General features: G+C 57.1%; 26 protein-coding genes and 1 pseudogene. 8 read left to right on the forward strand and 19 right to left on the reverse strand.

From position 1 onward, the window contains the following. Positions 1–44 precede the first annotated feature (44 nt). From HY028_06315 to folA, 3 genes are all read right to left on the reverse strand, one after another. Positions 45–1,454 (reverse strand): PD40 domain-containing protein, encoded by a 1,410-nt coding sequence (locus HY028_06315; protein ID MBI3344451.1) that lies wholly within the window; start codon positions 1,452–1,454, stop codon positions 45–47. 90 nt (positions 1,455–1,544) lie between these two features. Then, positions 1,545–1,757, reverse strand: a complete 213-nt coding sequence (locus HY028_06320; GenBank protein ID MBI3344452.1) for a DUF2892 domain-containing protein — start codon at positions 1,755–1,757, stop codon at positions 1,545–1,547. 95 nt (positions 1,758–1,852) lie between these two features. Next, a complete protein-coding gene (gene folA / locus HY028_06325; protein ID MBI3344453.1) occupies positions 1,853–2,377 on the reverse strand; it encodes a type 3 dihydrofolate reductase in 525 nt (174 codons plus the stop codon). 534 nt (positions 2,378–2,911) lie between these two features. Here folA and HY028_06330 point away from each other — a divergent pair. The 3 genes and pseudogenes from HY028_06330 to HY028_06340 all read left to right on the forward strand — a co-directional run bounded on the left by HY028_06330 (position 2,912) and on the right by HY028_06340 (position 5,868). After that, positions 2,912–4,054, forward strand: a complete 1,143-nt coding sequence (locus HY028_06330) for an alpha/beta hydrolase (protein ID MBI3344454.1) — start codon at positions 2,912–2,914, stop codon at positions 4,052–4,054. 93 nt (positions 4,055–4,147) lie between these two features. After that, positions 4,148–5,004, forward strand: a pseudogene (locus tag HY028_06335) (site-specific DNA-methyltransferase). A 225-nt stretch (positions 5,005–5,229) separates the two neighbouring features. Further along, a complete protein-coding gene (locus tag HY028_06340) occupies positions 5,230–5,868 on the forward strand; it encodes a cytosolic protein (protein ID MBI3344455.1) in 639 nt (212 codons plus the stop codon). A 6-nt stretch (positions 5,869–5,874) separates the two neighbouring features. Here HY028_06340 and HY028_06345 read toward each other — a convergent pair whose 3' ends face one another. From HY028_06345 to HY028_06380, 8 genes are all read right to left on the reverse strand, one after another. Beyond that, positions 5,875–6,669: a thymidylate synthase gene (locus tag HY028_06345; GenBank protein MBI3344456.1), complete on the reverse strand. Its 795-nt coding sequence runs from the start codon at positions 6,667–6,669 to the stop codon at positions 5,875–5,877. 3 nt (positions 6,670–6,672) lie between these two features. Then, positions 6,673–7,467: a prolipoprotein diacylglyceryl transferase gene (locus tag HY028_06350; GenBank protein MBI3344457.1), complete on the reverse strand. Its 795-nt coding sequence runs from the start codon at positions 7,465–7,467 to the stop codon at positions 6,673–6,675. An 89-nt stretch (positions 7,468–7,556) separates the two neighbouring features. Next, positions 7,557–9,041, reverse strand: a complete 1,485-nt coding sequence (locus HY028_06355) for a hypothetical protein (GenBank protein ID MBI3344458.1) — start codon at positions 9,039–9,041, stop codon at positions 7,557–7,559. A 140-nt stretch (positions 9,042–9,181) separates the two neighbouring features. Then, positions 9,182–10,387, reverse strand: coding sequence for a class I SAM-dependent rRNA methyltransferase (locus HY028_06360; protein ID MBI3344459.1), 1,206 nt, complete (start codon positions 10,385–10,387; stop codon positions 9,182–9,184). A 131-nt stretch (positions 10,388–10,518) separates the two neighbouring features. After that, positions 10,519–11,985, reverse strand: a complete 1,467-nt coding sequence (locus tag HY028_06365; GenBank protein MBI3344460.1) for a glycosyltransferase family 39 protein — start codon at positions 11,983–11,985, stop codon at positions 10,519–10,521. Further along, positions 11,985–13,001, reverse strand: coding sequence for a glycosyltransferase family 2 protein (locus HY028_06370; protein MBI3344461.1), 1,017 nt, complete (start codon positions 12,999–13,001; stop codon positions 11,985–11,987). Before HY028_06370 ends, HY028_06365 begins: the two co-directional genes overlap by 1 nt. Continuing rightward, on the reverse strand, positions 12,998–13,567 hold the full coding sequence (locus tag HY028_06375; protein MBI3344462.1) for a phosphatase PAP2 family protein: 570 nt from the start codon (positions 13,565–13,567) through the stop codon (positions 12,998–13,000). Before HY028_06375 ends, HY028_06370 begins: the two co-directional genes overlap by 4 nt. Then, positions 13,560–14,543, reverse strand: a complete 984-nt coding sequence (locus HY028_06380) for a flippase-like domain-containing protein (GenBank protein ID MBI3344463.1) — start codon at positions 14,541–14,543, stop codon at positions 13,560–13,562. Before HY028_06380 ends, HY028_06375 begins: the two co-directional genes overlap by 8 nt. Positions 14,544–14,658: 115 nt before the next feature. Here HY028_06380 and HY028_06385 point away from each other — a divergent pair, with 115 nt between their 5' ends. Then, positions 14,659–16,272, forward strand: coding sequence for a glycosyltransferase family 39 protein (locus HY028_06385; GenBank protein ID MBI3344464.1), 1,614 nt, complete (start codon positions 14,659–14,661; stop codon positions 16,270–16,272). Here the strand turns inward: HY028_06385 and HY028_06390 are convergent. The 3 genes from HY028_06390 to HY028_06400 are packed head-to-tail and all read right to left on the reverse strand — an operon-like array spanning position 16,202 to position 17,662. After that, entirely contained in the window at positions 16,202–16,978 is a 777-nt protein-coding gene (locus HY028_06390; GenBank protein ID MBI3344465.1) for a phosphatase PAP2 family protein, read from the reverse strand. The two genes, HY028_06385 and HY028_06390, sit on opposite strands and share 71 nt — an antisense overlap. Next, the gene (locus HY028_06395) at positions 16,975–17,229 is read right to left on the reverse strand and encodes a sensor histidine kinase (GenBank protein ID MBI3344466.1); all 255 of its coding nucleotides are present in this window, start codon (positions 17,227–17,229) and stop codon (positions 16,975–16,977) included. The genes HY028_06390 and HY028_06395 overlap by 4 nt, the downstream gene beginning before the upstream one ends. Further along, a complete protein-coding gene (locus HY028_06400; protein ID MBI3344467.1) occupies positions 17,192–17,662 on the reverse strand; it encodes a response regulator transcription factor in 471 nt (156 codons plus the stop codon). The genes HY028_06395 and HY028_06400 overlap by 38 nt, the downstream gene beginning before the upstream one ends. Positions 17,663–17,742: 80 nt before the next feature. Between HY028_06400 and HY028_06405 the strand changes: the two genes are divergently transcribed. Beyond that, a complete protein-coding gene (locus HY028_06405; GenBank protein ID MBI3344468.1) occupies positions 17,743–19,866 on the forward strand; it encodes a thioredoxin domain-containing protein in 2,124 nt (707 codons plus the stop codon). Positions 19,867–19,897: 31 nt separating this feature from the next. On the opposite strand, the gene HY028_06410 is transcribed toward HY028_06405, so the two are convergent. Next, complete coding sequence (locus HY028_06410) at positions 19,898–20,830, reverse strand: carbohydrate kinase family protein (protein ID MBI3344469.1); 933 nt, start codon at positions 20,828–20,830, stop codon at positions 19,898–19,900. A 43-nt stretch (positions 20,831–20,873) separates the two neighbouring features. Next, complete coding sequence (locus tag HY028_06415; protein MBI3344470.1) at positions 20,874–21,248, reverse strand: diacylglycerol kinase; 375 nt, start codon at positions 21,246–21,248, stop codon at positions 20,874–20,876. A 172-nt stretch (positions 21,249–21,420) separates the two neighbouring features. On the opposite strand from HY028_06415, the gene HY028_06420 reads away from it, so the two are divergent. Together HY028_06420 and HY028_06425 are read left to right on the forward strand one after the other, a co-directional pair. Next, positions 21,421–22,233 (forward strand): UDP-2,3-diacylglucosamine diphosphatase, encoded by an 813-nt coding sequence (locus HY028_06420; protein MBI3344471.1) that lies wholly within the window; start codon positions 21,421–21,423, stop codon positions 22,231–22,233. After that, positions 22,190–23,251, forward strand: coding sequence for a glycosyltransferase family 1 protein (locus HY028_06425; protein MBI3344472.1), 1,062 nt, complete (start codon positions 22,190–22,192; stop codon positions 23,249–23,251). The genes HY028_06420 and HY028_06425 overlap by 44 nt, the downstream gene beginning before the upstream one ends. Here HY028_06425 and gcvPB read toward each other — a convergent pair. Beyond that, entirely contained in the window at positions 23,211–24,659 is a 1,449-nt protein-coding gene (gene gcvPB / locus HY028_06430; protein MBI3344473.1) for an aminomethyl-transferring glycine dehydrogenase subunit GcvPB, read from the reverse strand. The two genes, HY028_06425 and gcvPB, sit on opposite strands and share 41 nt — an antisense overlap. Before the next feature lie 118 nt (positions 24,660–24,777). Here gcvPB and HY028_06435 point away from each other — a divergent pair, with 118 nt between their 5' ends. Then, entirely contained in the window at positions 24,778–24,981 is a 204-nt protein-coding gene (locus HY028_06435; GenBank protein ID MBI3344474.1) for a DUF2892 domain-containing protein, read from the forward strand. Positions 24,982–24,985: 4 nt separating this feature from the next. On the opposite strand, the gene tpx is transcribed toward HY028_06435, so the two are convergent. Next, complete coding sequence (gene tpx / locus HY028_06440; GenBank protein ID MBI3344475.1) at positions 24,986–25,486, reverse strand: thiol peroxidase; 501 nt, start codon at positions 25,484–25,486, stop codon at positions 24,986–24,988. Positions 25,487–25,513: 27 nt separating this feature from the next. Beyond that, positions 25,514–26,869: an aminomethyl-transferring glycine dehydrogenase subunit GcvPA gene (gcvPA, locus tag HY028_06445; GenBank protein MBI3344476.1), complete on the reverse strand. Its 1,356-nt coding sequence runs from the start codon at positions 26,867–26,869 to the stop codon at positions 25,514–25,516. Between the last annotated feature and the right edge of the window lie 4 nt (positions 26,870–26,873).

A 26,873-nucleotide genomic window follows, 5' to 3' on the forward strand; every position in this document is an offset into this window, starting at 1 on the left:
GCCTAAAGCCAAAATCCACTATTTTTAGAGGTGTCCTGAATGCTTTACCAGCCGGCCTTCACCCGGTAGATCTTGTTGTCCTTGATCGCAAGATAGCTCATCAGGGTGGCGGAATTAAAGCGGATCTCCGGCAAGATGAGGTCATAGGATTTCCCTTCCTGGCGGTCGAAAACCACGAAGTGTTTGTTGTCGCGCATGGCGCGGTAGGCGATATGCTTGCCGTCGGGGCTGAACAGCGGATTGCCACGCCCAATGCCCTCGTATTTGGTATGTTCTTCGCCGTTCATGACGACAAACAGCTGCTCGCCGATGCTGGCGCGATAGGCCACCTGCTTGCTGTCCGGGCTGAAAAAGGGCGAGTAGGCGCCGAGGTCATCGTAACGCTCTTGTTCCTTGTCATCCACGACCAGGAATTGCTTGCCGTCGAGCTCGGCGACATAAGCGACATGTTGGCCGTCGGGACTGAATACCGGGTCGAAGGACTTGATGCGCGTATACAGCTTGCCCTCGCGTCCATCCACCACGACGAATTCCCTACCGTCGGACAATTCCTTATTGGCGAACTTTGAGCGGGCGGTGAAGGCGATATGCAGGCCGTCGCGGCTGAATTGCGGCGTCGCGCTGATAATGTCGTCGTAGCGCTTGCCTTCTACGCCGTTGATAACCAGGAATTGCCGGCCATCGCTCTCCGCCACATAAGCAAGCCGTTGGCTATCGGGACTGAACACCGGGACAATCGAGCCTATGCCGTGATACGCCCGCTGCGGCGTGCCGTCCAACACCGCGAACTCATTACCGTCGCCATACGCCCGGTGGGCGTAATGTTGGCTGTCGGGACTGAACACCAGGGTTCCGGCGCCGACCATTTCATACGCATCGCCCTTGACGCCATCCACGACCACATGTTGTTTGCTCCCCTCGCGCACCATGTAGGCGATACGCTTGCCGTCGGGGCTGAACACTAGCGCGTGTTCGCGTTCGCCAAGACTGTCGAATGGCGGGCCCTCCTTGCCGTTGATAACCACCACCGCCTTATCGCCACGCTTTGCCTTGTAGGCAAGTTTCGTGCTGTCGGGGCTGAACACCGGCCCCGCGAGGCCGTCATAGCCCTTCCTCTCCACGCCGTCTTGGACAAGATGCCATTGATTCTTGCTACGTGCGAGATAAGCGACATGCTTGCTGTCCGGGCTGAAAAACGGGGTATGCGCACCGATGGCGTCGTAGATCTTCCCGCGCTTGCCGTCCACCACTACCGCCTGCTGATGTTTCTTGCCCACCTGTATGACATAGGCGTAACGACGGCCGTCCGGACTTTCCTTGAACGAGTCCGCGATCCAGTTACGCACATCCACCTGTCCCATCATCTCTTCGGAAAGTTTGGTTTCATTGGCCAGCGCGCTCGGCGCAGCGATGAGGCCAGCCAAAATGAGGGGTATTACAAATCGTTTCAACATTTGCTTTCCTGCCACATGAAATAATAATGATACATAACTACGGGCTCTTATCCTCGCCTCCTGATATATCAGGAGGCGAGGAATGGTCCGCTACATGGCTGGTTTGTGCGTCTCAGCCGAACAAGTATTGATGCCGAGCAGCGCCCACATAGGACACCAGCTTACCGCTGCCGTGGCCAGCAGGATCAGGCCGATCAGGCCCACGTATTTGACATTCCCTTCCAAAATAAATAACAGGGATAACAGGGCCAGCCCGGCGATGATGCGGATGACCCGTTCGGTATTTCCCATATTCGCCTTCATAAGCCACCTCCTTTGGCGGTCCGAGTTCAAAACGCCCCGCTAGGGCGGGACCGCACCACCCCAACGGGTGAATAAAGTGAGTGTTTAGAATAGTCTTATGCAGCGCCTTTGCCAAGCGCGGCCTGGTGATCGGGTTTGACCTTATCCAGGACCACAAAGCTATAGGGGTAAGGATTATAATCATCGGCGGGATGGTCCTGCCGCTCCGTCTCCCGCCACTCTGCTTTGTCGAGCGCCGGAAAGTGGGTATCGCCGGCAAAATCCGCATGGATTTCAGTCAAATAAATCCGATCGGCGCGGCCCAGAATCTGCTTGAAAAGCTCCGCCCCGCCTATCACCATGACCTCTTCAGCACCCTCGGCGGCCTGCAGGGCGGCGTCAACGGAGCTGACGGTCACGCAGCCATCGGCGCGGTAATCCGGGTCGCGCGTGACGATGATGCTGGTGCGGCCGGGCAGCGGCCGGCCGATGGAGTCGAAGGTCTTGCGGCCCATGATGATGGGCTTGCCAAGGGTAATGCGCTTGAAATACTTCAAGTCCGCAGGCAGGTGCCACGGCATGGCGTTGTCTTTGCCGATGACGCGATTGTTACCCAAGGCCGCGATGAGTGAAATTCTCATAGTCGTTTTATATTTTTTTACTGCAGAGAACGCAGAGAAAATGTGAGTTACTCATAAGTCAGTAATTAAGACTACACTTCATGCTACGTCTCCGCCCCCCTATTGAGGGGGCGGGACAGGGTGGGGGTAGAGTAAACAGGGTTTTTACTCAGGAGTCACATTATAACGTTGTAGCCTTATTTTCTGACTCCTGAGTAAGGTATGTACTATACATCCTCGTATCCTCCGCGGTGCATTTTCAATCAATCTGGCGTCTTCGATCTGATACTATCATTCTCTATTTAGGGCGCCTCTAAAAATAATGGATTTTGTCTTCAGGTAAGGCGGAGTTCTGCGAGAAAGCCGAGTGTACACGCAGTCTGCCGCTTCGCGGCCCCGCATTTCGACGTACAGGGACGTACTAGTGTCGCGGGAGGCAGGACGCCGGGAGCGGCCGAGAAGAATTCCAACGCCGCATAAAGACAAAAGACGCATTTTTAGAGGCGCCCTTTAGAAAATGAAACCCCGTATTCCCCGCCCATAAGGGAGAGCCCTATGACCACACCGACACTCTACTATGCCACCAACCGCAATCATCTAGGGCAGGATCGCTGGAAACCGGAAGGCTATGGAAGCAAGTTCAGTCAGGACGGCGTCGAGAACCTGCGCTTCGGCAGGCTGACGCTGGAGGCGGATCAAACGAGCATTGAGAAACATTTGAATAAAAACATGCAGGTGTGCGGCAAGGGCGACGGCGAAAGGCTCAGCGGCTACCTGGCCGAGCGCGCCGAATTCGCAAAGATCAAAGCCTATGAAGAAAAGCTAAATCCGAACGTATCAGATGCCCATCAAAAAAACATCAAACTAGGTTCGCAAGCCATGTTTGCTGATCTCAAAGCGGATATGGAAAATAACAGCGATGTGTTGGTCTATATCCATGGTTTCAATGTAAGCTGGCGCGAGGCGGTGGGCGCTGCGCTGGCGCTGCAATTGATGCTTAACCATACCGAGGCCGCCGATCCCGAACAGCATCTTGTGGTGGTGCTGTTTACCTGGCCGTCCGACGGCCTTGCCTTACCCTTTACCTCATATCGGTCAGACCGCTCCGAGGCGCGCGGTTCCGGCAGCGCCTTTGGGCGCGGATTGTTAAAATTACGCGATTATCTCTGCGCCCTGCGCGACCGGTCGCGAGGCGGCGCAGAGCTATGCGGACAGGATATTCACCTCTTGTGCCACTCGATGGGCAACTACTTGCTGCAACATACGATAGAGCGCATTGATCAATACACCCCCGGCGATGCCTTGCCGCGCCTTTTTGAGCAGATCTTTTTGTGCGCCCCCGACGTGGATGACGATGCCCTGGAAAAGCCCGACAAACTGGGCCGGGTGCAGGAATTGGCACGCACTGTCAGCCTCTATCACAACCGCGGCGACACGGCGATGATGGTCTCCGACTACACCAAGGGCAACCCCGAACGCCTGGGCGCCGGCGGCGCCGCCCATCCAACCCTGCTGCACAACAAGATCCAGCAGATTGATTGCACCCCCATCGTCAGCGGCTTGGCAGAGCATAGCTACTACCTCAGCGGTTTCCCCAATGGCGACATCCGTCAATCTATTGATGGTCTGCCGCAGGACGACAGCGGCAGACGCCGCGCGCGCGATGGAAGTTTGGCCAATGTCTGGAGGATGAAGTGATAAACGTTTATGATAAGCTAATCATACACGCGCTCATAACTCTCGCTTAAGTACTATTTGGGTTATTCACCAATAATCTATCAAATTGATATTATGAGAAATTCTCTAAGGATCATGCTTGGCGACTGCGCTGAAGAACTCAAGAATCTTGAAGACAACTCGATTGATCTCATTATTACCTCGCCGCCCTACGCTGACCAGAGAAAGCAGACATACGGCGGGAAGCACCACGATCACTATGTGGAGTGGTTCTTGCCCATTTCTGAGCAACTGCTAAGGGTGCTGAAGCCATCGGGCACTTTCATTCTCAACATCAAAGAGCGGGTCGTCAGCGGTGAACGGCATACGTATGTCTTGGAACTTATCATGGCGATGCGCGAGCAAGGTTGGTTGTGGACGGAGGAGTTCGTCTGGCACAAAAAAAATTGCTACCCGGGCAAGTGGCCAAATCGTTTCAGAGATGCTTGGGAAAGGTTGCTTCAGTTCAACAAAACAAAACGTTTTAAAATGCTGCAAGAAGAAGTGATGGCGCCCATGGGGGATTGGTCAAAAACCCGTCTGAAGAACCTAAGCGACGTTGACAACATTCGTGATGAATCAAAGGTGGGGAGCGGGTTTGGAAAAAAATTGCCAATTGGCTTGCACGCGACATGGCTTACCCTACCAATGTTTTACATCTTGCCACGGAGTGTGGGAATAAAAATCACAGCGCGGCATTCCCCGAAGCACTACCAGAATGGTTCATTAAATTGTTTACTGATATGGATGACTGGGTATTAGACCCCTTTATGGGATCGGGCACTACGATCAAAGTCGCACAAAAAACGTATCGAAACGCGATAGGAATTGATATACACCCTGAATACTGCGAGATGGTACGTCGAGCTTTGGAGCCGAGACAGTATGCACTGCTAGAAGAACATCCAAATTATGCCGCCGATAAAGCTTGAGCATGTCACGGAGTACGTCGAAAAGAATATTGGCGATTTTCATGAAAAACGCCTAAAAAGCCTTAGAGCATATCCATAAATAGCTCCCCTGTGTCTCCCTTGCGATGAAAAGGCTTCACCACGGAGGACGCGGAGGAGAAACAAACCCTTCTTGAAGGTATTCCTCTGCGTCCTCTGCGGTAAATTATTTGTGGATAAGCTCTTAAAGACCTCAAGCTCACCAAGCTGCTGAAACGTAAAAACCCTTATTTGTTCAAAGCTAAAAATGTGCAGTTAGCGCAAGACCTGGTCAAAACCCTGTTGGATGCGCATCTATCCTCTCAGGAGGAAACCATTTTCGGCGACTTTCTGGAGGGGTTGGCAATTTATATCAACACCATCGTCTATACAGGGCGAAAATCCTCAACCGAGGGCATTGATCTTGAATTCGACAAAGATAGTATTCGCTATATTGTTTCCATCAAGTCCGGCCCAAACTGGGGAAACAGCAGTCAAATTAAAAAAATGCGCGAGCACTTCAAAACCGCTGGGCGTATTTTGCGTCAGAGAAATTCAGCTCTACAAGTAGTTGCCGTTAATGGCTGTTGCTATGGCACAGATGCCAGCCCCGACAAAGGTGATTACTTCAAGTACTGCGGACAAAGGTTTTGGGGGTTCGTATCAGGCGAGCCGAACCTGTATCTTGAAATTATTGAACCGCTTGGGCATAAAGCCAAAGAGAAGAACGAGGAATTTATCAAAAAGTATTCGCAGATAGTCAATCAGTTTACTTTCGAATTTTCAAAAAGCTTTTGCCAGGACGGGTATATAAGTTGGGATGCGTTGGTTCGTTTTAATTCTGATGGGAAATCAGATAAACGATAGGTCGAATTACACTGCCACCGATGCCTTGATGGCCGGATGCGCTTGATAATTCAGAATCTCGAAATCATCAAACTGGTAAGCAAGGATTGAAGCGGGTTTGCGTTTGATGTTGAGCGTAGGCAACGGGTAAAGTGTGCGGGTAAGTTGTAAATCCACCTGTTCGAGATGGTTCAGGTAAATGTGGCAGTCACCGCCGGTCCAGATGAAATCGCCTACTCCCAAACCACACTGCTGAGCAACCATGTGAGTGAGTAGTGCATATTCCGCGATGTTGAAGGGCACGCCGAGGAAGGCGTCGCAGGAGCGCTGGGTGAGTTGGCAGGATAATTTTTTATCCGCCACGTAAAATTGAAAAAAGGCGTGACAAGGGGGGAGCGCCATCTTTTCCAACTCGCCTACGTTCCAGGCGCTTACAATTAATCGCCGCGAGTTGGGGTTGGTCTTGATCTGTTCTATCAGTTCGCCGATCTGGTCTATGCGGCGCCCGTCGGCGCTTTTCCAGGCGCGCCACTGCTCGCCATACACCGGGCCGAGGTCGCCGTTTTCGTCCGCCCATTCATTCCAGATACGCACGCCGTTGTCGTTAAGATATTTAATGTTGGTGTCGCCGCTCAAGAACCACAGCATCTCGTGGATGACGGACTTGAGGTGTAGTTTCTTGGTGGTAACCAGCGGAAAGCCTTCGTTCAAATTAAAACGCATCTGATAACCGAACACGCTTAAGGTGCCGGTGCCGGTGCGGTCGCCCTTGTGTGTACCGTGCTCGCGGATGTGTCGTAGAAATTGCAGATATTGCTTCATAAGCTAAATATTATGGATGGAAGATTTTCGATAAGAAAACCATAGGAGCGTCAAACCGGCCACAATCATCGGGACGGACAGCGCTTGCCCCATCGTGAGCCAGCCGAAGGCGAGATAACCCAACTGGGCATCGGGCATGCGCACGAATTCCACGATAAAACGGAATGCGCCATAGCAAAGTAAAAACAGGCCGGAGACCGCCATCGTAGGGCGCGGTTTGCTGGAGTAGAGCCAAAGGATAACAAACAGCACCAGGCCTTCCAAAAAGGCCTGATAAAGCTGCGAAGGATGGCGCGCGAGAGGTCCGCCGTTGGGGAACACCATCGCCCACGGCACGTCGCTCACCTTGCCCCACAGTTCGCCGTTGATGAAGTTGCCGATGCGCCCCGCGCCAAGACCGATGGGCGCCAGCGGTGCGACAAAATCCGTGACCTCAAAGAAGGTCTTGCGGTAACGGCGGCCGAAGAGCCACATGGCGATCAGGACGCCCATCAATCCGCCGTGAAACGACATGCCGCCCTGCCAGACCTTGATGATGTTCAGTGGGGCGTCGAGAAAACCGGGGAGGTCGTAGAACAGCACATAGCCGAGCCTGCCACCCAGCACCGCGCCCAGCGCACTGTAGAAAATTAAATCGCCGATCTGTTCCGGCATCCAATTCGAACCGGGCCGTTGCGCGCGCCAGCGGCCCAACCACCAGGCGGCGGCGAACCCGACGAGGTACATGAGGCCATACCAGTGGATGCTGATTGGGCCGAGATGAAGGGCGACAGGATCAATCTGGGGGTAGCGGAGCATGCCGCAATTATAGACTAGCAGGCAGTCGAATAACAGCCTGTCGGCGATACATGAAAGTCCCCTCCCCGTACGGGGAGGGGTATTTTCGATCAGCTTTTGAGCATACCGCGCAGTATCGCTCGGTACTGTTTGAGGGCGCGCTCCTGGGTGGTGAGCAAACTCTCGAAGCTGCGTTCGATGGCCGCGGTCACGACCTTATCCAGACTCTTGAGATCGGCAGGCGGTTTGGGCGTGTCGTCAAGGCCTTGGTGTTTGCCGCGCATGCCGCTCAAGATCTCGCCGAGGATGAGGTCTTCAATGGGACCCACCTGCGGTAGAAAATCGCCGTCATCGGGAATCTTCTCGAGCTTGAGACGAATATCCAGCGGGATGCGGTCAATAATGAAGCGGTAAATGGTGCATTGCGGAGCATAGCGGCCTAACACGTCGCGCGCCTGGAGGCCGAGATGAATCGGCTTGAGTTCCAGAACTTCCCATATCTTCGGGTGCCACAGGATGCCCCAGCACAAGGCATTCAACATGCAACTCTGCAACTTGGGCGGGGCGAGCCACACCGCGAGATTGAGGTAATAGGCCTCGATATATTTCAGTGCATTGAGTCCTTGCGCCGTTTGAGGGTAGCCCCATAGATTGATGTTGAAGAAGTGATGCCAGGTGGAGTCGGTGACGATGCGGCCCAAGTCCACCCTATGCCCGTCATAGGCGGCGGCGACCGCCACGGTGCGGCCGACGTCGGCATCCGGCGACAGGATGCGCCCCCAGGCGATGAGTTCGGGCTTGGCCTGGAAGCCGTTTTTGCTGGGCCACTCGGCCGCCGGGAAGCTGCCCGGCAGAATCACCTCGCCTTCGTGCTGGTGATCGGGGAAGATTTTTATCGGCCCCCACTGGCTGCAAAACAACGGGTGAGGGTAACGCTTCCACCAACTATAGGACCACGGGAATCCCGCGGGATAGGTTTTCAGCGACAAGGGTTGCGGGGTGTCGTCGGACTGGTCATCGAATTGAAAACCGGGCGTCGGCCCTTCGCGCAGGGTGTTGTTCCAGAAGGGCTGAACGGCGTCGGGCGCCGGCCACTGGCGTATCTTGCCGGCGCGCGGGATCTGTTGGCCGATGGCCTGTCCCAGATTGGCGTGATCGCCGGTCATGAAGATGCCGCCGCCCTGGTTCATGAAATTATTCAGCGCGGTGATTTCGGCGGCGGTCAATACATTGCCGGAACCTACTCCGAAGAACCAGATCTGGTCGTAGTTGGCGCTGATATTCAACTGGTCGAGGCGGCTGTTGGGCTGCGATCTCAGCTTGAAGGTCACGTCAAAATTGACCCAGTACCAGGGATCGGACTTCAGCACCTGCTTGACCTTGCCGAGATCAAAAGCTGGCGTGCTGCCGGGCGTGAAGGGGTTGGGGAGCGGGTCGGTGAGTGTGACGCCGCTGTCGGAATAAAACAGAATGCGCACCTTGCATGGCCTCGGCCGCCACGGCCAGTGTATATAGTCCTCGATTTGCCAACGCGCGCGCAGATCGAGATCGGCGGGGTGCAGTTCGGAAACAAGATTCTTGGAGCGTTTAACCATAAGATCCTCCTCATTTCTTGAGCTTGTTGACTGAAGAGACCTCTGAAAAACTCAGGGCCTTGAAGACCTCTGCCGGGCGGTGATCCCGGCGGGGGGAATTACTACTGCCTTTCCATCCTACACCCAACTATCGGTGCTAGCTACCCTAGATAGACGCGAGTAAAAAAGGCATTGAGGTAGCGGGTTTCGGGGATGGCGGGGTGGACGGGGTGATCGGGGCCTTGCTGGCCCTGTTCGAGGATTTGCAGGTTGCGGTCTACATGACGGCTGGTCTGCAACAGCACGTCTTGCAGAGCGTTGGATTCAAGGTGGTAGGAACAGGAGGCTGAAATCAGAATGCCGTCCTTCGCCAACACTTGCATGGCCATTTGGTTGAGTTGGTGATAAGCCTGCAAGCCCTGCTTGAGGTCTTTTTTGCGTTTGATGAAGGCTGGCGGATCGAGTATCACGACATCGAATTTTTGGCGCTCGGCGCGCAGTGATTTGAGCGCGTCGAAGGCATCGGCCTGTATGCCCGTGACGCGCTCCGTGACGCCATTGAGCGCGGCATTGTGGCGGAGTTGAGCTAGGGCGCTCTGGGAGGAATCCACGCACAGCACCTCGCTCGCTCCCGCCGCTGCGGCCTGCACGCCCCAGCCACCGAGATAGCTGAAAACATCCAACACGCGCCGGTCTTTTACATAGTGCTGCATGCGTGCACGATTCATGCGGTGGTCGTAAAACCAGCCGGTTTTTTGTCCGGTCAATACCGGGACGTCGAACACTACGCCGTTTTCTTCCAGCCTGACCCACTCGGGGGTTTCACCCAGTACCGTTTCAACATACTTTGGCAAGCCTTCCAGAGCGCGACTGGAAGTATCGTTGCGCAGAACGATGGCGCGGGGCTTGATGACTTTTTGCAGAGCGGCGACCACCTCTATTTTGACGCGCTCCATGCCCGCGGTGGTGAGTTGCACGACCAGTACATCGCCGTAGCGGTCCACCACCAGGCCCGGCAGGGCATCGCCCTCGCCGAACACCAGGCGATAATAAGGCTTGTCGAACAACCGTTCGCGCAGTGACAGTGCGATATTGAGGCGGTGCACCAGCAGCGACTGATCGAGCACGTAGTGCGGGTCACGGCTCACCAACCGCGCGCAGATGAGCGAGTGCGGATTGGCATAGCCGGTGCCGAGCACGGCGCCATTACTCGCCTCGATGCTGACAAGCTGGCCGGGTTCGAAACCCGTCAGCGGCGTGTGCGCGACGTCCACCTCGTTACTGAATACCCACAGATGACCGGTGTGCAGGCGGCGCTCTTCTTTCTTTTTCAGACGCAACGGCGCGAGGGTTTTTGGAGTGCTCATTTAAGTGATCTCTGAAAAATATATCGCCAACCGCCAAGACGCCAAGGTCGCCGAGAAAAAAGATTTGAATGGTAAGCAAGAAATCTTGGCGGTCTTGGCGCCTTGGCGGTTCAACATGACTCAGGATTTCCTTAATAACGCGACGGGCGCGGCCAGGTAATCGGCTGATAGCCCGTGCAGTGTCTTGCGTAGAGGGTGCGCAGCACGGCGCCGTCGGGCGCATAGGCGGTCACCGGCGGGAGCAGCACGCAATGGGTGAAGGCGCGCAGTAATTCCGGCGGCGGTTCGGTGGAGGTACTTATGTACGCGCCATTACGCCCCGCCTCGCGTTCGATGCCGGGCCATAGATCGTGTTGATTGTAACGGCGCGTGGCGTTGCCGGTGATGTAAACAGGCATCGGGGTTAGCCAGTAAAAGGCCAGTTCGCCCGCTAGAGTATACGAATCGGTAAGAATAAATTCGATGGGCTTGCCCGCCTCCTCTAGGGCGATCTGCACTGTCGCCACCGGCGCCTGCCAGGCGCGCATTTTACGAAACGGGTCCTGCTGACTTGCCAAGCCAAAGCTATAGGGAAAATGGCCGATCGCGATCATCGTCAGCGACATGAACACCCCGACGTAAACAAACGCCCGCTTCACGCGCGCGAGATTGGGTAGCTGTCCCGCGAACAGAATCAGAAATCCGATATAACCCGGCGCCGCCCAGTTGAGTTGAACCTTGGCGCTGAACGCCTTGATTAAAAAAAATCCTAACAGGAACAGCGACGAATACCACAAGAAGCGTTGCTGCTCGGATGCAGGCTTGCGCCATAACACGCTGGCCGCCGCCAACACCACCAGCGGCGACAAGGTAAAAATTTGAGTCAGTGAAAAATCCAGCAGGCTGTTCAGCGACCATGTGTCATGCGCGACATGACCCAGCTCGTGACGAAACATGACCCAATCGTGCTGAGCGTTCCAGAGGACCACCGGGCTGAACAGGACCAGGGCCAGCAGCGCCGCCAGCCACGGATGGGGGGTCTTGAGTTGCTCGCGGCCGGCGCGGGTGAGCAGCAGCCACCCCCCAACAAAAACAGGCAGCAAGACTATGCTGAGCTTGGTCAGCCCTCCGAGGCCCGCCGCCGCGCCGAACTCATACCACGCAAGTGACCGGCCGCGAAACAGCGCACGCCACGCGGCCCACAGACCCCATGTCCACAGCAGCAACAACAGGATGTCGGTGGTCATCACCGATCCGAGAGTGAAGAACAGCGGCGTGGTGAGCCCCAACAGCAGCACCCACCCGCTCGCCGCGCGGCTGTTCCACACTTGTTGTGCAAAGTAGAACAACAGAGCAAGGAAACCGCTGTAGGCCAACCAGGCGGGGAGGCGGGCTTGCCAGGCGCCGTGGCCGAATAGGGTTTCGGATAATGCAATCAGCCAAGCGACCAGCGGGCCCTTGGAATAATAAGACCAGTCAAGCTGGCGTGACCATTCCCAGTACTGGGCCTCATCGAAGTGCAGCTCCAGACCTGCGCTCTGCATCAGCACGGCCTTGAGGAGCGGCAGGCTGAGTAAAAAAACCGGCAGGGCGAGGATGGCGCCTCTCTTGCCGAGCATCATGCCGAATGCTTCCAGCCCGCCTCGGCTGATTCCTCCGGACTTTCGGGGTTGCGCATGATATATGAGCGGGCCTGGCCCGATTCGAAATAGGTGCGGGCAATCAGTTCGCTTAACACACCGGTGGTGAGAAACTGCACGGCCATCACAATGAGCAATACGCTTATCATCAACAATGGACGAGTGCCGATGTTCTCCCCGAAAAAGATCTTGAGAATGAATAGATAACTCATGCCGATGAAACCGATGACGCCGAACGCGAGTGCTATACCGCCGAAGTAGTGACCGGGGCGCGCGCGGAAGCGGATGAAGAAGTACACTGAAAGTAGGTCCATAATCACGCGGAAGGTGCGCGAGAGACCGTATTTGGAGACGCCGAATTGACGCGGCGAATGAGCGACGACTTCCTCCTTGATGCGCGAGGTTGCCGTGTGCGCGGCCATCCAGGCCGGGATGAAGCGGTGCATCTCGCCGTACAGGCGGACGTTCTTGATGACCTGCGCGCGATATACCTTGAGGCTGCACCCGTAATCGTGCAGGCGCACCTCGGTCATCCGTCCGATCAGCCAATTGGCGATGCGCGAGGGAATGGTGCGCAGCCAGAGGCTGTCTTTGCGGTCTTTGCGCCAGCCGACCAGCAGATCGAGATCTTCGTCCAGCAGGCGCTGCACCATGCGCGGGATGTCGGCCGGGTCGTTTTGCAGGTCGCCGTCCAGCGTGACGATCACGTCGCCGCGCGCCGCATCAATGCCCGCCTGCATGGCAGCGGTCTGACCGAAGTTGCGTTGCAGAGTTATGCTGCGTACATGTCCGCCATATTGGGCGATGCCCTGCCGCATCACTCGTTCCGTGTCGTCTGTGCTGCCGTCACTGACCAGAATCAACTCCCACGGATGGCGATAACCGGCCAGTACCTCGTGCACGCGCGCGAGCAGCGGCGCGACGCTCTCCGCCTCGTTGTACAGAGGCACGACGAGCGAGACGCGGTGCGCGGTCAACTCAAGGGAAGTGTTCATGACGATAGCTGAGAGCGGGCCCGAATGCGGCGCATAAAATCAGAATATTGTACGCCGATGAGGGCGGCAAGGTAAGCCAGCAGGGTTCCGATCACGGCGCCGGTCAACACCTGACTCGGATAGTGCTTGCCGAGATAGACACGGGAGATCGTGACTAATAGAGCGATGCTGAACAGCGTCAGCGCCCATCTGCGCGAACGGGTCATGAAACTCATGAAGGTGGCTACCGCAAAAAAATTGAGCGCGTGGTTGGAAGGGATGCCGTTCAACTGAGATCCGCAGCGCCCGTTGGGCAGCCGCAGCAACTCAGCGATGACATAGCACGGGCGCGGTTGCGCCCAGAGGTGTTTGGCCAGATTGCCAATCGCATCGCCGACGATGACCAGAGCAAGCAACGCCAGCCACAGCCGCACTCCATCCCGACCATACTGTTTTATGCTTAGCGCGAGCATAACGGCCAGCAGCGGAAAGGCGAAGGTGTTGCGGTCGGAAAGCCAGGAAAACAGGACATCATTCCAAGGATGCGCCCAGGACTGGTTGATCCAGACGAGCAGCGCCTCATCCATGTTGGGCAGGTCGTGAAAGCAATAGACTCAACGCACCGCCCAGCAGCGTGGTGGCCAGCAAGAATAAGTGCAGGTTGACAGCGGCCTTGAAGGCGGCCACGGCCGGTGCGCCGAACGGCAGTAAGGCCGCCACCACGCCCGCCTCGTAGGTGCCGGCGCCCGCGAAGGCGTGGATGGGCAGCACGCTGGTCACATCGCCGCCAATCACGCCGAGCCAGGCGGCGGCGAACGGGATCTCGATAAACAATCGCAACACCCAGACAAACACGCCCAGCTTGACGACCCAGTTGATGGCGGTCCACAGCCAGGCGCGCCAGAAGGCGCTGTGGCTGTATGGCAGGCTGGTTAAAATCTTGTGCAGCAGTCTGCGCGGACGGCCGCCCGGATGGGCGTTCATATAGTTGAGTAGCTTTGCATTAGCCAGAAACAGCAGATACGGCACGCTCAGCCATAGCAGGCACGCAGCGCCGGCATACGTCCAGGGCCGAAGAGTAATCCCCAGCGCGAGCAGCACCAGGGTGTGCAAGTCCAGCACCCGAAACCATAGCAGTGCGGGGGTGGAACGCATCAGCGGCACGTCGAAGTAGCGCTTCATGAGTATGGGGAAGGAAACCTCTCCGGTCCGCATCGGGAGCAGATTATTAAAAAAATTATGCAGCAGCATGAGCTTGAGACAGGCCGCGAACGCCCCCCGCATTTCATCGCGGAAATAGTCATACAGACGCATGGCCCTGACCCAGTAAGTAAAAAACGTCAGTATAATAGCCAAGAATAATAGACTATAGGGCAAGGCCCGCCAGGGAGCGAGCAAATTCCGCCAACCGAAATAGAATTCGATCAGCGCCACGAAGGCGATGAAGAGAGCGATGCCTGTGAGATATGATAGCTTCACGAGGTAGTTTGGCGGGCTGGTTGGCGATGAGGGTGCTGACTCAGTGTAGGTGGCGCGAGCGCGCAGCGCAACCCTTTCTCCCATTCTACGAGGAAGATCATCAAGCAAAAACAATTTACCGCAGAGGGCGCGGAGCTGAACCAAGTCTTTTTGAACTTATCTCTCCGCGCCCTCCGCGGTGAATATGGTTTTATCCGAAATGGACTCTAGGGCCCGCGACATGAACAGCCTCACTCGCTCCAACATAGGGCTTTACACCCTGTTCGCCGCCTGTGTGCTGGCCGGTTTTTTTCTCAATATCCATGCGGTGCCGCTGTTCGATCTGGATGAGGGCGCCTTCAGCGAGGCCACCCGCGAGATGTTCGTGCGCGGCGATTTTATTTCCCCCTACCTGAATGGTGAGCCGCGTTACGACAAACCGGTGCTGATCCACTGGCTGCAGGCCGCGAGCGTCTGGAGCTTGGGGCTTAATGAATTGGCGTTGCGGTTACCCTCGGCCTTGGCGGCCGCGTTGTGGAGCTGGCTGATCTTTCTTTTCACAAAGCGGTACACGACCACCGCCACGGCCTTGTATGCCGCCATCATCACGGCCAGCAGCTTGCAGGTCTCGCTCATCGCCAAGGCCGCCATCGCGGACGCCCTATTGAATCTGTTTCTCAGCGGTGCACTGTTTAGTATTTATCTTTTCTATCAGTCACGCGAACTGAGATATGTCTATCTCAGCGCCGCAGCCATGGCCCTGGGCTTTCTCACCAAGGGGCCGGTTGCGGTGGTCATACCACTCGCCGTGAGTCTGTTGTTTTTTTTGAGCAAGGGTGAATTCAGGACTTGGCTCATGGCGCTGTTTAATCTTCGTGCGATGGCGCTGTTCGGCCTGCTGGCCCTGCCCTGGTACGTCGCGCAGTACCTCAGAGAGGGCGACGCCTTTATCCAGGGGTTTTTTTTCAAGCATAATATCGCCCGCTTTGGGGAAACCTTTGAGCAGCATGGCGGCGGGGTTTTTTATTATATCCCGGTCGTCCTCATCGGTCTGTTGCCTTATACCGCACTGCTGTTCAAAACCTTCACCCGTCTCGGCGAAATCGTCAACGATGATCTAAAACGTTACCTTCTGATATGGTTTTTATTCGTCCTGATATTTTTTTCGTTTTCCGGCACCAAGCTGCCTCACTATGCGGTGTACGGCTATCCCGCCGCCATCATCTTGATGGCCATGTACCTGGACACATTGCGCTCCGGATTCATGATCCTTCTGCCGCCGCTGCTCTTGTTTACCGCCTTGCTGTTTCTCCCCGAACTGATTCATGCCTGGCTCGCGGCGGTGCAGGATGTGTTTATTCGAGACACATTGCGCGATGCGGGCGATTACTTTTCATTCCCCTACAGATTATTTTTTTCGCTGGCCATTTTACTCACTGTGTACTTTATGTTTGAAAACCGGTTTAGCAATCCGGGAAAATTGTTGTGCAGCGGGCTCGTTACCGTGACGGGGGTGGCGCTGTTTGTGCTGCCGATAGCGGGGCAGATTTTGCAATCGCCCATCAAGGAGGCGGCGCTCATCGCCAAGCGGGCCGATTATGCGGTGGTCATGTGGGGACTGAACGCGCCGAGCTTTAATGTTTACAGCGAACGGCTGGTGGAGCGGCGCGAACCGCGCCCCGGCGAGATCGCACTGACCAAGTCGAGCTATCTGCCGCGCCTCAAGGGCTACGAGACGCTTTATTACAAAAACGGGATTGCGCTCATCCGTGTGAAGTCACGAATAGACGTATCAAGCCCGGCAGGGCCAGCATCAAACAGCTCAGCGCAATGACGCGCTGCAATACTTGTGTATCCGCATAACTGGTCACCGGCCACAGCAGCAGATACAGCGCCGCCAAGGCGAGCACCGCTGCGATCAGGCGCTGCGTGGCGATCTCCATGCCCCGCGGCCAGCGGCGCGCAAGCTCTATCGCCCACACCGCGCTCATCCAGCCGAGCAGCGCCCCGCCCAGTACGTCGAGCGGCCAATGCACGCCCACCATGATGCGCGATAGCCCGACGGCGGCGGCGATGAGCAACAGGCCCGCCCCTAGCCATCCATTCTTAAAACCGAGTGCGACCACCCCCGCCCAGGCGAAGATAGTAGCCGTGTGGCCGGAGGGAAAGGCCGTGGCCTTGAGGGCGGGGCCGATGAGATGAAAGCTCTCGGGTGACAACACGGCCGGCGGACGTGCAACGCCGAACGCGAGTTTGAGGCCGACCACCAGCACGGTACTGAGTAGACCGGCAATCATGGCTGCCCAGAGGATGTCCGGGCGCCGGCCCGCCAGCGGCAGCAGTAAGATCATGGCAATCCAGCCGTCACCCAGCATCGTCATGGCCGCCCACACAACATCGTCGGCGAACAGGCCCTGTTTATTAATCCACAGAAACAAGGTGCGATTGCTGCCGGTGATAACTATGGCCGCCATCGCGAGAACACCGGCGAGCGGCACCAGCCAGCGCCACGGGTTAGCAGGCCAAGCTGATGGACTCATGCCGGCTTTTCGTCCGCAAACACCAGACGTACTTGAGTCCCCTTGCCGCGGCTGCTGCGCAGATGGATGCGCCAGTTGTAGCGGTCGCAGATGCGCTTGACCAGGGGCAAGCCCATGCCTGCGCCGCCCGGGACGCCGGCGGTATTGCCGCCGCGAAAGTGGGGCTCGAATACATGCGGCAAGTCGGCGGAGGTAATCCCTACGCCCGTGTCTTCAATACTTATGCTGTCGGCGTCCAATTGCACGTTCACCGCGCCGCACCCGCCGGGTGAGCGGATCGTACACCAGATCGGCCACCTGGATGATCGCCGAACCGGGAGTTGCCCCGCGCCGCGTCAGGGCCTGCAGGCGCGCCTCGATTTCCTGCAACGCAAAGGGTTTGACCACATAGTCATCCGCCCCGCTGTTAAATCCGGCGAGCTTTTCCGGCAAGGTGTCGCGGGCCGTCAGCATCAGCACCGGCGTATTCTTGCGTGCTTCTTGACGCAATTTTTGGCACAGGTCTACGCCGTCCATCCCCGGCAACATGAGATCGAGTACAATGGCGTCGTAGTCGTTCACCACCGCCAGGTGCAGGCCGGTGATGCCATCTTCCGCTACGCTGACCATGTGCCCTTTGTCGCTGAAGAAATCCTGCAGGATGGACGTGATGCCCATATCGTCTTCTATAATCAGGATGCGCATAGCCCCCCATCACCTGTAGGGCCGGATTCATTCGGCCAATTCAGTTCATAGTTCACCACACAATCAAAGGTTCCGCAAATATGTCGCACAGCGAATTCACCAACCGCCTGAGCCGAGAAACCAGCCCCTATTTACTGCAACACGCCCACAACCCCGTGGACTGGTACCCGTGGGGCCCGGAGGCGCTGGAGCGGGCCCGACGCGAGGGCAAGCCGATCCTGCTTTCGATCGGCTATTCGGCCTGTCACTGGTGTCACGTCATGGCCCACGAATCGTTCGAAGACCCGGCCACCGCCCAGGTCATGAACGAATTGTTCGTCAACATCAAGGTGGACCGGGAGGAACGCCCCGACCTCGACAAGATCTACCAAACGGCCCACCAACTCCTCACCGGCCAGGGAGGCGGCTGGCCGCTCACCCTGGTGTTGACGCCGGAGGACCAAACGCCATTTTTCGCGGGCACCTACTTCCCCCGCACCCCCCGTTACGGCATGCCCGCCTTTACCGACCTGTTGCGACGCATCGAGGCCTTTTATCGCACGCGCGGAGGTGAGATCAACCGGCAAAACGCGGCCCTGCTCAACGCCCTGCAAAGCGTCAATCCCGCACCTCTCACGGGCGATGTCACCCTCAACGGCGAGCCGCTGGAAATAGCGCGCCGCCAGTTGGAAAGCAGCTTCGACGCCCGCTACGGCGGCTTCGGCGGCGCGCCCAAGTTTCCCCATCCCCCACACATCGAACGGCTGCTGCGCCATTGGTCACACAGCCGTACCGCCTCCAACGCCGATGGTCAGGCATTAGCGATGGCGAGCTTTACCCTGCAAGCGATGGCGAAGGGCGGCATCTACGATCAACTGGGCGGCGGCTTCTGCCGCTACGCGGTGGACGAGCAGTGGATGATCCCGCACTTTGAAAAGATGCTCTACGACAACGGCCTGCTACTCGCGCTGTACGCGCAGGCCTGGGCGGCCACCAATGATCCCCTCTTTAAGCGCATCGCCCTGGAAACCGCGCAATGGGTAATGCGCGAGATGCAATCGCCCGAGGGCGGTTATTACTCCAGCCTGGATGCCGACTCCGAGGGTCATGAAGGCAGGTTCTACGTATGGAGCCGGGAAGAAGAGCGCGCCCTGCTGGATGAGCAGGAGTACAGCGTCTTCGCCCGGCGCTTTGGACTTGACCGGCCTGCGAACTTTGAGAATCGCTGGCATCTGCATGTATTTGCTGATATCGCAGCAGTTTCCCATGAACTGAAGCTGAGCGAGACGGAGGTTATAAAAATTCTCGATGCCGCGCGCGCAAAATTACTCAAGGCGCGCGAACAGCGCGTGCATCCGGGACGAGATGAAAAGATCCTCACCTCCTGGAACGCCCTGATGATTAAGGGCATGGCGGTAGCGGGCCGTCTACTCAACGAACCGGAATTACTCCACTCCGCGGAACGGTCGTTGCACTTCATCAAAACCACACTATGGAGTGACGGCCGGCTGCTCGCCACCTACAAAGACGGCCGCGCGCATCTGATGGCCTATCTGGATGACTATGCCTATCTGCTTGACGCCGTCCTGGAACTGTTACAGGTGCGCTGGCGAACGGATGATTTGAACTTCGCCGTGCAACTGGCCGAGGTATTGCTGGAGCATTTTAAAGATAAATCACAAGGAGGATTTTATTTCACCGCCGACGATCACGAACAACTCATCCACCGCCCCAAACCCCTCACGGACGACGCCACGCCCGCCGGCAACGGCATCGCCGCCTACGCCCTGAATCGCCTCGGCCATCTGCTGGGCGAGACCCGCTATCTCGACGCCGCCGAGCGCGCACTCAAGGCGGGCTGGGACGACATCACCCGTGCACCGTATGCCCATGACAGCATGCTGCTTGCCCTGGAAGAGATACTCACTCCGCCACAGATCATCATCCTGCGCGGCGAACCGGCCGACGACGCACATGGAAGTGCTAGTGTCGCGGGAGGCAGGACGCCGGGAGCGACGATCCCGGAGTGGCAATCGTTCTGCGCATCGGGTTACGCCCCGCGCCGCCTGTGCTTCGCCATTCCCGCAAACGAACCCCACCTGCCCGGCGCGCTCGCCCTGCGCGCGCCCAAAGACCGGCCTGTCGCCTATGTCTGCGAGGGTAACGTTTGCAGTGCGCCGGTGACAGAGTTGGCCGAGCTTGGGCTGCGGCTGGGAGGATCATAGAAGTTGTAGGGCCGAATTCATTCGGCCTACTTTATAACGCGTAACCGAAACTGTCCTTGAAGCGCGCCTCGAACTCGGCCTTTTCAAAGCGGTGATTTTGCGTGCCGTGCTGTTCGATCTTAATGGCGCCCATGAGCGCCGCGATGCGGCCGGTCGTGTCCCAATCCAGATCGTTCATCAAGCCGTACAAGAGACCAGCGCGGTAGGCGTCGCCGCAGCCGGTCGGATCGGCCAGGCGGCTGGGTTGGGCGACGGGGATGCCAAATGTTTTATCACCCGTGTAAATCGTTGAGCCTTTGGCGCCATGCGTCACAATCAGGGCTTGCATGGTGTGCATCAACTCGTCTATGGATTTGCCGGTGCGCTGCAGCACAAGTTGGAACTCATAGTCGTTGAAGGCCGCCCAGGTGGCCTGCTCCAAAAATTTCATCAGATCCGCTCCGTCGAACATCGGCAGACCTTGACCGGGGTCAAAGACAAAAGGGATTCCCGTCTCGTGAAACTGCGCCGCGTGTTGAATCATTCCTTCGCGGCCATCCGGCGCGATGATGCCGACCCTCACATCTTTTGCGTCCGTCACGCGGTTTTCATGGGCGTGGTTCATGGCGCCCGGATGAAATGCCGTGATCTGATTGTCGTCGAGGTCGGTGGTGATAAAGGCCTGCGCCGTAAAGGTGTCGGCGATCTCTTTGATGTGCTTCACGCCGACACCGCAGCGCAACAGCCATTCGCGGTAGGGCGTGAAGTCCTTTCCCACCGTGCCCATCGGCAACGCCTTGCCGCCCAACATGCTCAGATTGTAGGCGATGTTGCCCGCGCAGCCGCCGTACTCGCGGCGCAACTCCGGCACCAGAAACGAAACGCTCAGGATATGCACCTGCTCCGGCAGGATGTGATTCTTGAAGCGGTCATGAAACACCATGATGGTGTCGTAGGCGAATGAACCGCAAATGAGCGCTGCCATGGAAATTCCTTCGGTCAGTGGTAGGGCCGAATTTATTCGGCCTTCAATAAAACTTTTCAATGAAAATCACACCCCATATCACCAGGGCGTTGGTGAGCGTGAGCAACACCGCCGCCGAGGCCATGTCCTTGGCGCGGCCGGAAAGCGTGTGATGCTCGGTACCGATTCGATCTATCGCCGCCTCGATGCTGGAGTTGATCACCTCCACGATCAGCACCAAAAACAGGCTGCCGAGCAGGAGGGCGCGTTCCATGGCGCCGCTTCCCAGCCATAAGGCGAGCGGGGCCATGATAAAAAACAGAATGATTTCGACACGAAACGCTGCCTCGTTGCGCCAAGTGGCGCGCAGTCCCGCAACGGAATAGTTAAAGGCCCGAACGAGGCGCTTGAATTCATTGGTTTGGTTGTGGTTGGCCATGGGCGGACACGAATAGCTCGGGCAAGATAACAGTAGTTTACGATTCAAGCAACATTACAGTTTAGTGACAGTGCGGCTCACAAATTTATTTAGCTTAAGACTCTATTTCATTGAATTGTAACATCTCTGCTACAGACTACCGTAAGTTCGGGAGCGTCAAGAGGAGCTCGGTATGACCAGCCCGCTGCACTTTAGAGCCATTTGGATATCCGATGTTCACCTCGGCATCCGCGCCTGCAAGGCGGAATTTCTTCTCGATTTTCTCAAGCAGACCCAATCCGATTATCTGTATCTGGTCGGCGACGTGATTGATCTCTGGAGCATGAAAACCTTTTGGTACTGGCCCAAACTGCACAATGACGTGGTGCAGACCATCCTGAACAAGGCCGCCAACGGCGCCAAGGTCATTTATGTCCCCGGTAACCATGATGAATTGTTTCGCGACTACGCGGGCCACACCTTTGGGAAGGTGCGCATCTGCACCGAGGCGGTACACAAAACGGCTGACGGGCGCAGGCTGCTGGTAATCCACGGCGATGAATTCGATAGTGTAGTGAAATATAGCAAGTGGCTCGCCAAGCTCGGCAGTGGGATGTACGAATTTCTATTGTTCGCCAACCGCGGCATCAACTTCTTCCGCCGCAAATTCGGTTTCCCTTATTGGTCGCTTGCCGCCTATCTGAAACATAAGGTGAAAAACGCCGTGAGCTATATCAGCAAGTTCGAAGAGGTCCTGGTGCACGAAGCCAGAAAACGCAAGCTGCACGGCGTTATTTGCGGGCATATCCATAAAGCGGCGATCGAAGACTTCGACGGCGTTCTGTATTGCAATGACGGCGACTGGGTGGAGAGCTGCACCGCGCTGGTGGAGCATCCCGACGGCGCCCTGGCGGTGATACGTTGGGCGGAAGAGAGTGTGTTTTTACTTAAGGAAGGAGAGTATGAAAATAGTTCTAGTCAGCGACGCCTGGTTTCCGCAGATTAACGGCGTCGTCACGACGCTCTTCAAAACCAAACAAGAGCTTGAAAAGCTCGGCCACCACGTCATCACTATCACGCCGGATCACTTCAAGACCATTCCCTGTCCAACTTACTCCGAAATCCGGCTTGCCATTGCCCCCTCTAAAAAGGTTCGCGAGTTATTAAAAACCTTCCAAGCGGATGCCGTACACATCGCCACTGAAGGCCCGTTAGGTCTGGCGGCGCGCGCCTGGTGTCTAAAACAAAACTTTCCTTTTACCACTTCGTTTCACACCCGCTTTCCGGAATATGTGAAGCTGCGTTTTCATATCCCGCTCGCGCTGACCTACGCCTTTCAGCGCTGGTTTCACGGCGCGGCCCAATACACCATGGTGGCGACCGAGGCGCTCAGACAAGAGTTGACGGAAAAGGGTTTTCCAAATCTGGTGATCTGGTCACGCGGCGTGGATACGGAATTATTCCGCCCACGCGAAAAAAAGTTACTGACGTGTCCACGTCCGGTCTTTAGTTACCTTGGGCGCGTCGCGGTCGAAAAAAATATCGAGGCCTTTCTGAAACTCGATCTGCCCGGCACCAAGTACGTTATCGGCGATGGGCCGGACATGTCAAAGCTGATGCAGCGTTATCCCGAGGTCATTTTTGCCGGTTTCAAGACCGGCGAAGATCTCGCGCTGCACCTTGCGCAGGCCGATGTGTTCGTCTTTCCCAGTCGCACCGACACCTTCGGTCTGGTGGTGATCGAGGCGCTGGCTTGCGGCGTGCCAGTTGCCGCCTATCCCGTGCGCGGGCCGGCCGACATCATCGTCAGCGGTGAGTTCGGTTATCTGGATGAGGATTTACAAAACGCTGCGGTTAAGGCTCTGTCACTCGATCACGTAAGTTGCCGCGCAGCAGCCCTGAAGTACACCTGGGCGGCTTGTACGCAGCAATTTCTCAGCCATCTCAATCATACCCAGCAAGCGCAGGCCAAGGCACAGACCACTATGGTTGCCACACAAGATCCAACTCGCGTGCAGCCTTGACATCATCCAGACGGCGCACCGGTGTGGTGTAGGGCGCCCCTTTCACCTGCTCAGGTGTGGCATGCGCCTCAGCAAGTATCTTTTGCATCGCGGTAATAAATCCATCCAGCTCCTCCTTGCTCTCGGTCTCGGTGGGTTCGATCAGCAAACACTCCGGCACGAGCAACGGGAAATACGTGGTGGGTGCGTGATAGCCGTAATCGAGCAAACGCTTCGCGACATCCATTGTGGACACACCGGTTTCATCCTTGAGTTTTTTCAGGGTGAGAATGAACTCGTGCGTCGCACGCCGGTTGGGATAGGCCGCCTGATAGCCGAGCCGGGTCAACTTCGCCATCAGGTAATTGGCGTTCAGCGTGGCGAACTCGGCTACCCTGGGCATGCCTTCACGGCCCAGCAGCCGCGCGTACACATAGGCACGCAACAGCACGCCGGCGTTGCCCATGTGTGCCGATAAACGACCGATGCTCTGCGGATAATCCTTTTCCGTGAGCCAGCGGTAAACACCTTCTTTTTCCTTGCCCACGATGGGGATGGGAAGAAACGGCAGCAAGCGATCATTCACACCCACCGGCCCCGCGCCCGGCCCACCGCCGCCGTGCGGCGTGGAGAAGGTCTTGTGCAGATTCATGTGGATTACGTCGAAGCCCATGTCGCCGGGCTTTACCTTGCCGAGAATGGCGTTGAGATTGGCGCCGTCGTAGTAGAGCAGCCCACCCGCATCATGCACAATTTTTTGTACCTGTTGAATATCCTTTTCAAACACGCCCAATGTCGAGGGGTTGGTGAGCATCAGGCCCGCCGTGTGCGACCCCACCGCGGCGCGCAATTGCTCAAGATCAATATCGCCATCGCCGTCGGTGGGAATCTCGCGCACCGTGTAGCCGCACATCGCGGCGGTGGCGGGGTTGGTGCCGTGCGCGGCATCGGGCGCCAGGATTTCGCTGCGCGCCGTGTCGCCGCGCGCATCGTGATAGGCGCGGATCATGGCCACCCCCGCGAATTCGCCCTGTGCTCCGGCCATCGGCGTAAGCGACACCGCCTTCATGCCCGTCACGTCCTTGAGCATTTCCTGCAACTCGTACATGCACGCCAAAAATCCCTGGCTGTAGCTTTCCGGTGCGCCCGGATGTCTCCCCGAAAAACCCGGCAACAGCGCGAGCTTGTTGCACGCACGCGGGTTGTACTTCATGGTGCAGGAGCCGAGCGGATAGAAGTGCGTGTCTATCGAGAAGTTCTTCTGCGACAACTTTGTATAATGCCGCACGGCCTGCATCTCGGAGACTTCAGGTAACAAGGGGCGCCGCGCGCGGCGCAGATGTTGCGGAATGTCCGTCGCTTCCGGTTTGTCGAGCGGTGACTGCGAGGAATTAATGCGGCCCTGCTGCGAATGTTCAAAAATCAACATGTGCTTGACCCTGACGACGCCTATGCGTATTGTTGTGAATGGAGGTAACGTTTGTGGAAGCTCTGGCGCTCCCTGCACCACACGGAACCTCCGAATAAATCAGAGGTTCCTTATGACTATGACCACAGACCGCATGGTGCTGGCGTTCGCCGGCAGTTTTATTCTTATCAGCCTGATCCTGTCTCAGCTTCACTCGCTTTACTGGCTTTGGTTTACCGCCTTCGTCGGCGCCAACCTGCTGCAAACCGCGTTCACCGGCTTCTGCCCCCTCAGCAAAATCCTGATTGCAATGGGCGCAAAACCCGGCCCAGGCTGCTTATAGGCGCTTACCGTAACGCCGCGATCGCCTTGTCGTAATCCGGCTCCTGGGCGATCTCCGGGACGAGCTGGGTGTATTTCACCTTGTCGTTCTCGTCAATCACCACCACGGCGCGCGCCGTGATGCCGGCCAGCGGTCCGTCCTCGATCAGCACGCCGTAATCCTTGGCGAAATGGCGGTCGCGCATCATGGAAAGCGTGACGACATTTTTGGCGTTTTCCGAGGTGCAGAAACGGTTCATGGCGAACGGCAGGTCGGCGGAAATCATCAGCATCACCGTGTCGTTGCGATTCTTGGCGTACTCGTTGAATTTTTTGGTGCTCATGGCGCACACCGGCGTATCCAAACTGGGCACGATGTTGAGTAGCTTCTTCTTGCCGCGGAAATCGGCCAGTGTCTTATCGTCGAGGTTCGCGTCCGCCAGACTGAAGTCCGGCGCCTTGGCGCCGACCTTGGGAAGCTCACCGTTGGTGTGAATAGTTGTGCCTTTCAGAGTGATGGTTGCCATACTCTCTCTCCTTAGTCTTCCCGTTTGTCAGTTGCTCATTATACGCCGCAGGTGTGCGGCATAGGTATCGAGATCTGCTGTGGTTTTCGTCTCGGTGGCGCAAACCAGGACCGCATCACCAAGCTCGGGGTAGTGCTCGTCCAGGGCGTGGCCGCCCAGCAGATTGTCCTTCTCTAACGCGTGCAGCACCTCGCGCACCGGTTTGTTCAAGCGCACCACGGCCTCATGAAATACCGGCCGGCTGAATGCCCTGGTCATACCGGGAATGGCGGTGAGTTTTCCCAGCAGCGCAACCGTGTTGGCGTGGCTTGCGGCGGCGGCGCGCTCCAGACCCTCCGGCCCCAATAAAGCCATGTGTATCGTTGCGGCGGTGACCAGCAGGCCCTGATTGGTGCAGATGTTGGAGGTCGCCTTGGAGCGGCGGATGTGCTGTTCGCGCGCCTGCAAGGTGAGCGCGAAGCCGGGCTTGCCATCGAGATCCACGGTGCGCCCGACGAGGCGCCCCGGCATCTGCCGCACATATTTTTTTTTGCAGCACATAAAACCGAAATAAGGGCCGCCGGATGAGAGCGGCACGCCCAGCGGCTGACCCTCCCCGCAGGCTATATCCGCACCCTCGGCGCCCCACTCGCCGGGCGGCTTGAGCAGCGCCAGCGCCAGCGGATTGACCACCGCAATCACCAGCAGCCCGTTGGCATGCGCCCAGTCTGTGAGTGCGTCCACCTCTTCCAGCACACCGAAAAAGTTGGGTTGGGGAATCACCAGCGCCGCGAAGTCTGCACCTTTGTATTGCTCCAGCGATTCCGGCACGGTGTGGCCTTCGCCCGCGCAGTACGGTATTTCGAGCAGCTCGATGTTCTGATTCCTGACGATGCTGTGCACGACCTTGCGATACACCGGATGAACCGTCGCGGGGATTAAGATGCGCCTCGATTTACCGTGCGCGCGCACCGCCATCAGCACCGCCTCGGCCAGCGCCGAGGCGCCGTCGTAGAGCGAGGCGTTGGAGACCTCCATAGCGTTGAGCGACGCCATCATGGTCTGATATTCATACAACAATTGCAGCGTGCCCTGGCTGGCCTCGGCCTGGTAGGGGGTATACGCGGAGTAAAATTCACCGCGCGTGGTGATCTCCCAAACCGCCGCAGGGATGTGGTGCTCATAAGCCCCCGCCCCGATGAAGCACAACGGCTTTCCGTCCTGCGCCGCCCGCTCGCTCATGAGCCGCGTGACGTCCATTTCACTTATGCGCGCCGGGATCTGCGTAAACTGCTCATTGCGCAGTCCGGCGGGGATTTCATCAAACAAATCCTCAATGCGCGAGGCCCCTACGGCCGCGAGCATTTCTTCAATATCTTTTGTGGTGTGCGGGATAAACGGCATGATT

Source organism: Gammaproteobacteria bacterium, from assembly GCA_016195665.1.
In the GTDB taxonomy this organism is placed as follows: Bacteria; Pseudomonadota; Gammaproteobacteria; order SURF-13; family SURF-13; genus JACPZD01.

Coding starts and splice junctions, on each gene's coding strand:
- HY028_06355 (MBI3344458.1), bottom strand. CDS start 9,041: ATGGTTAAACGCTCCAAGAATCTTGTTTCCGAACTGCACCCCGCCGAT.
- HY028_06370 (MBI3344461.1), bottom strand. CDS start 13,001: ATGAACACTTCCCTTGAGTTGACCGCGCACCGCGTCTCGCTCGTCGTG.
- HY028_06375 (MBI3344462.1), bottom strand. CDS start 13,567: ATGGATGAGGCGCTGCTCGTCTGGATCAACCAGTCCTGGGCGCATCCT.
- gcvPB (MBI3344473.1), bottom strand. CDS start 24,659: ATGTTGATTTTTGAACATTCGCAGCAGGGCCGCATTAATTCCTCGCAG.
- tpx (MBI3344475.1), bottom strand. CDS start 25,486: ATGGCAACCATCACTCTGAAAGGCACAACTATTCACACCAACGGTGAG.
- HY028_06390 (MBI3344465.1), bottom strand. CDS start 16,978: ATGAGTCCATCAGCTTGGCCTGCTAACCCGTGGCGCTGGCTGGTGCCG.
- HY028_06330 (MBI3344454.1), top strand. CDS start 2,912: ATGACCACACCGACACTCTACTATGCCACCAACCGCAATCATCTAGGG.
- HY028_06320 (MBI3344452.1), bottom strand. CDS start 1,757: ATGAAGGCGAATATGGGAAATACCGAACGGGTCATCCGCATCATCGCC.
- HY028_06415 (MBI3344470.1), bottom strand. CDS start 21,248: ATGGCCAACCACAACCAAACCAATGAATTCAAGCGCCTCGTTCGGGCC.
- HY028_06425 (MBI3344472.1), top strand. CDS start 22,190: ATGAAAATAGTTCTAGTCAGCGACGCCTGGTTTCCGCAGATTAACGGC.
- HY028_06380 (MBI3344463.1), bottom strand. CDS start 14,543: ATGGGAGAAAGGGTTGCGCTGCGCGCTCGCGCCACCTACACTGAGTCA.
- HY028_06365 (MBI3344460.1), bottom strand. CDS start 11,985: ATGCTCGGCAAGAGAGGCGCCATCCTCGCCCTGCCGGTTTTTTTACTC.
- HY028_06410 (MBI3344469.1), bottom strand. CDS start 20,830: ATGGCAGCGCTCATTTGCGGTTCATTCGCCTACGACACCATCATGGTG.
- HY028_06315 (MBI3344451.1), bottom strand. CDS start 1,454: ATGTTGAAACGATTTGTAATACCCCTCATTTTGGCTGGCCTCATCGCT.
- HY028_06385 (MBI3344464.1), top strand. CDS start 14,659: ATGGACTCTAGGGCCCGCGACATGAACAGCCTCACTCGCTCCAACATA.
- HY028_06435 (MBI3344474.1), top strand. CDS start 24,778: ATGACCACAGACCGCATGGTGCTGGCGTTCGCCGGCAGTTTTATTCTT.
- HY028_06420 (MBI3344471.1), top strand. CDS start 21,421: ATGACCAGCCCGCTGCACTTTAGAGCCATTTGGATATCCGATGTTCAC.
- HY028_06350 (MBI3344457.1), bottom strand. CDS start 7,467: ATGCTCCGCTACCCCCAGATTGATCCTGTCGCCCTTCATCTCGGCCCA.
- HY028_06405 (MBI3344468.1), top strand. CDS start 17,743: ATGTCGCACAGCGAATTCACCAACCGCCTGAGCCGAGAAACCAGCCCC.
- HY028_06345 (MBI3344456.1), bottom strand. CDS start 6,669: ATGAAGCAATATCTGCAATTTCTACGACACATCCGCGAGCACGGTACA.
- HY028_06400 (MBI3344467.1), bottom strand. CDS start 17,662: ATGCGCATCCTGATTATAGAAGACGATATGGGCATCACGTCCATCCTG.
- gcvPA (MBI3344476.1), bottom strand. CDS start 26,869: ATGCCGTTTATCCCGCACACCACAAAAGATATTGAAGAAATGCTCGCG.
- HY028_06360 (MBI3344459.1), bottom strand. CDS start 10,387: ATGAGCACTCCAAAAACCCTCGCGCCGTTGCGTCTGAAAAAGAAAGAA.
- folA (MBI3344453.1), bottom strand. CDS start 2,377: ATGAGAATTTCACTCATCGCGGCCTTGGGTAACAATCGCGTCATCGGC.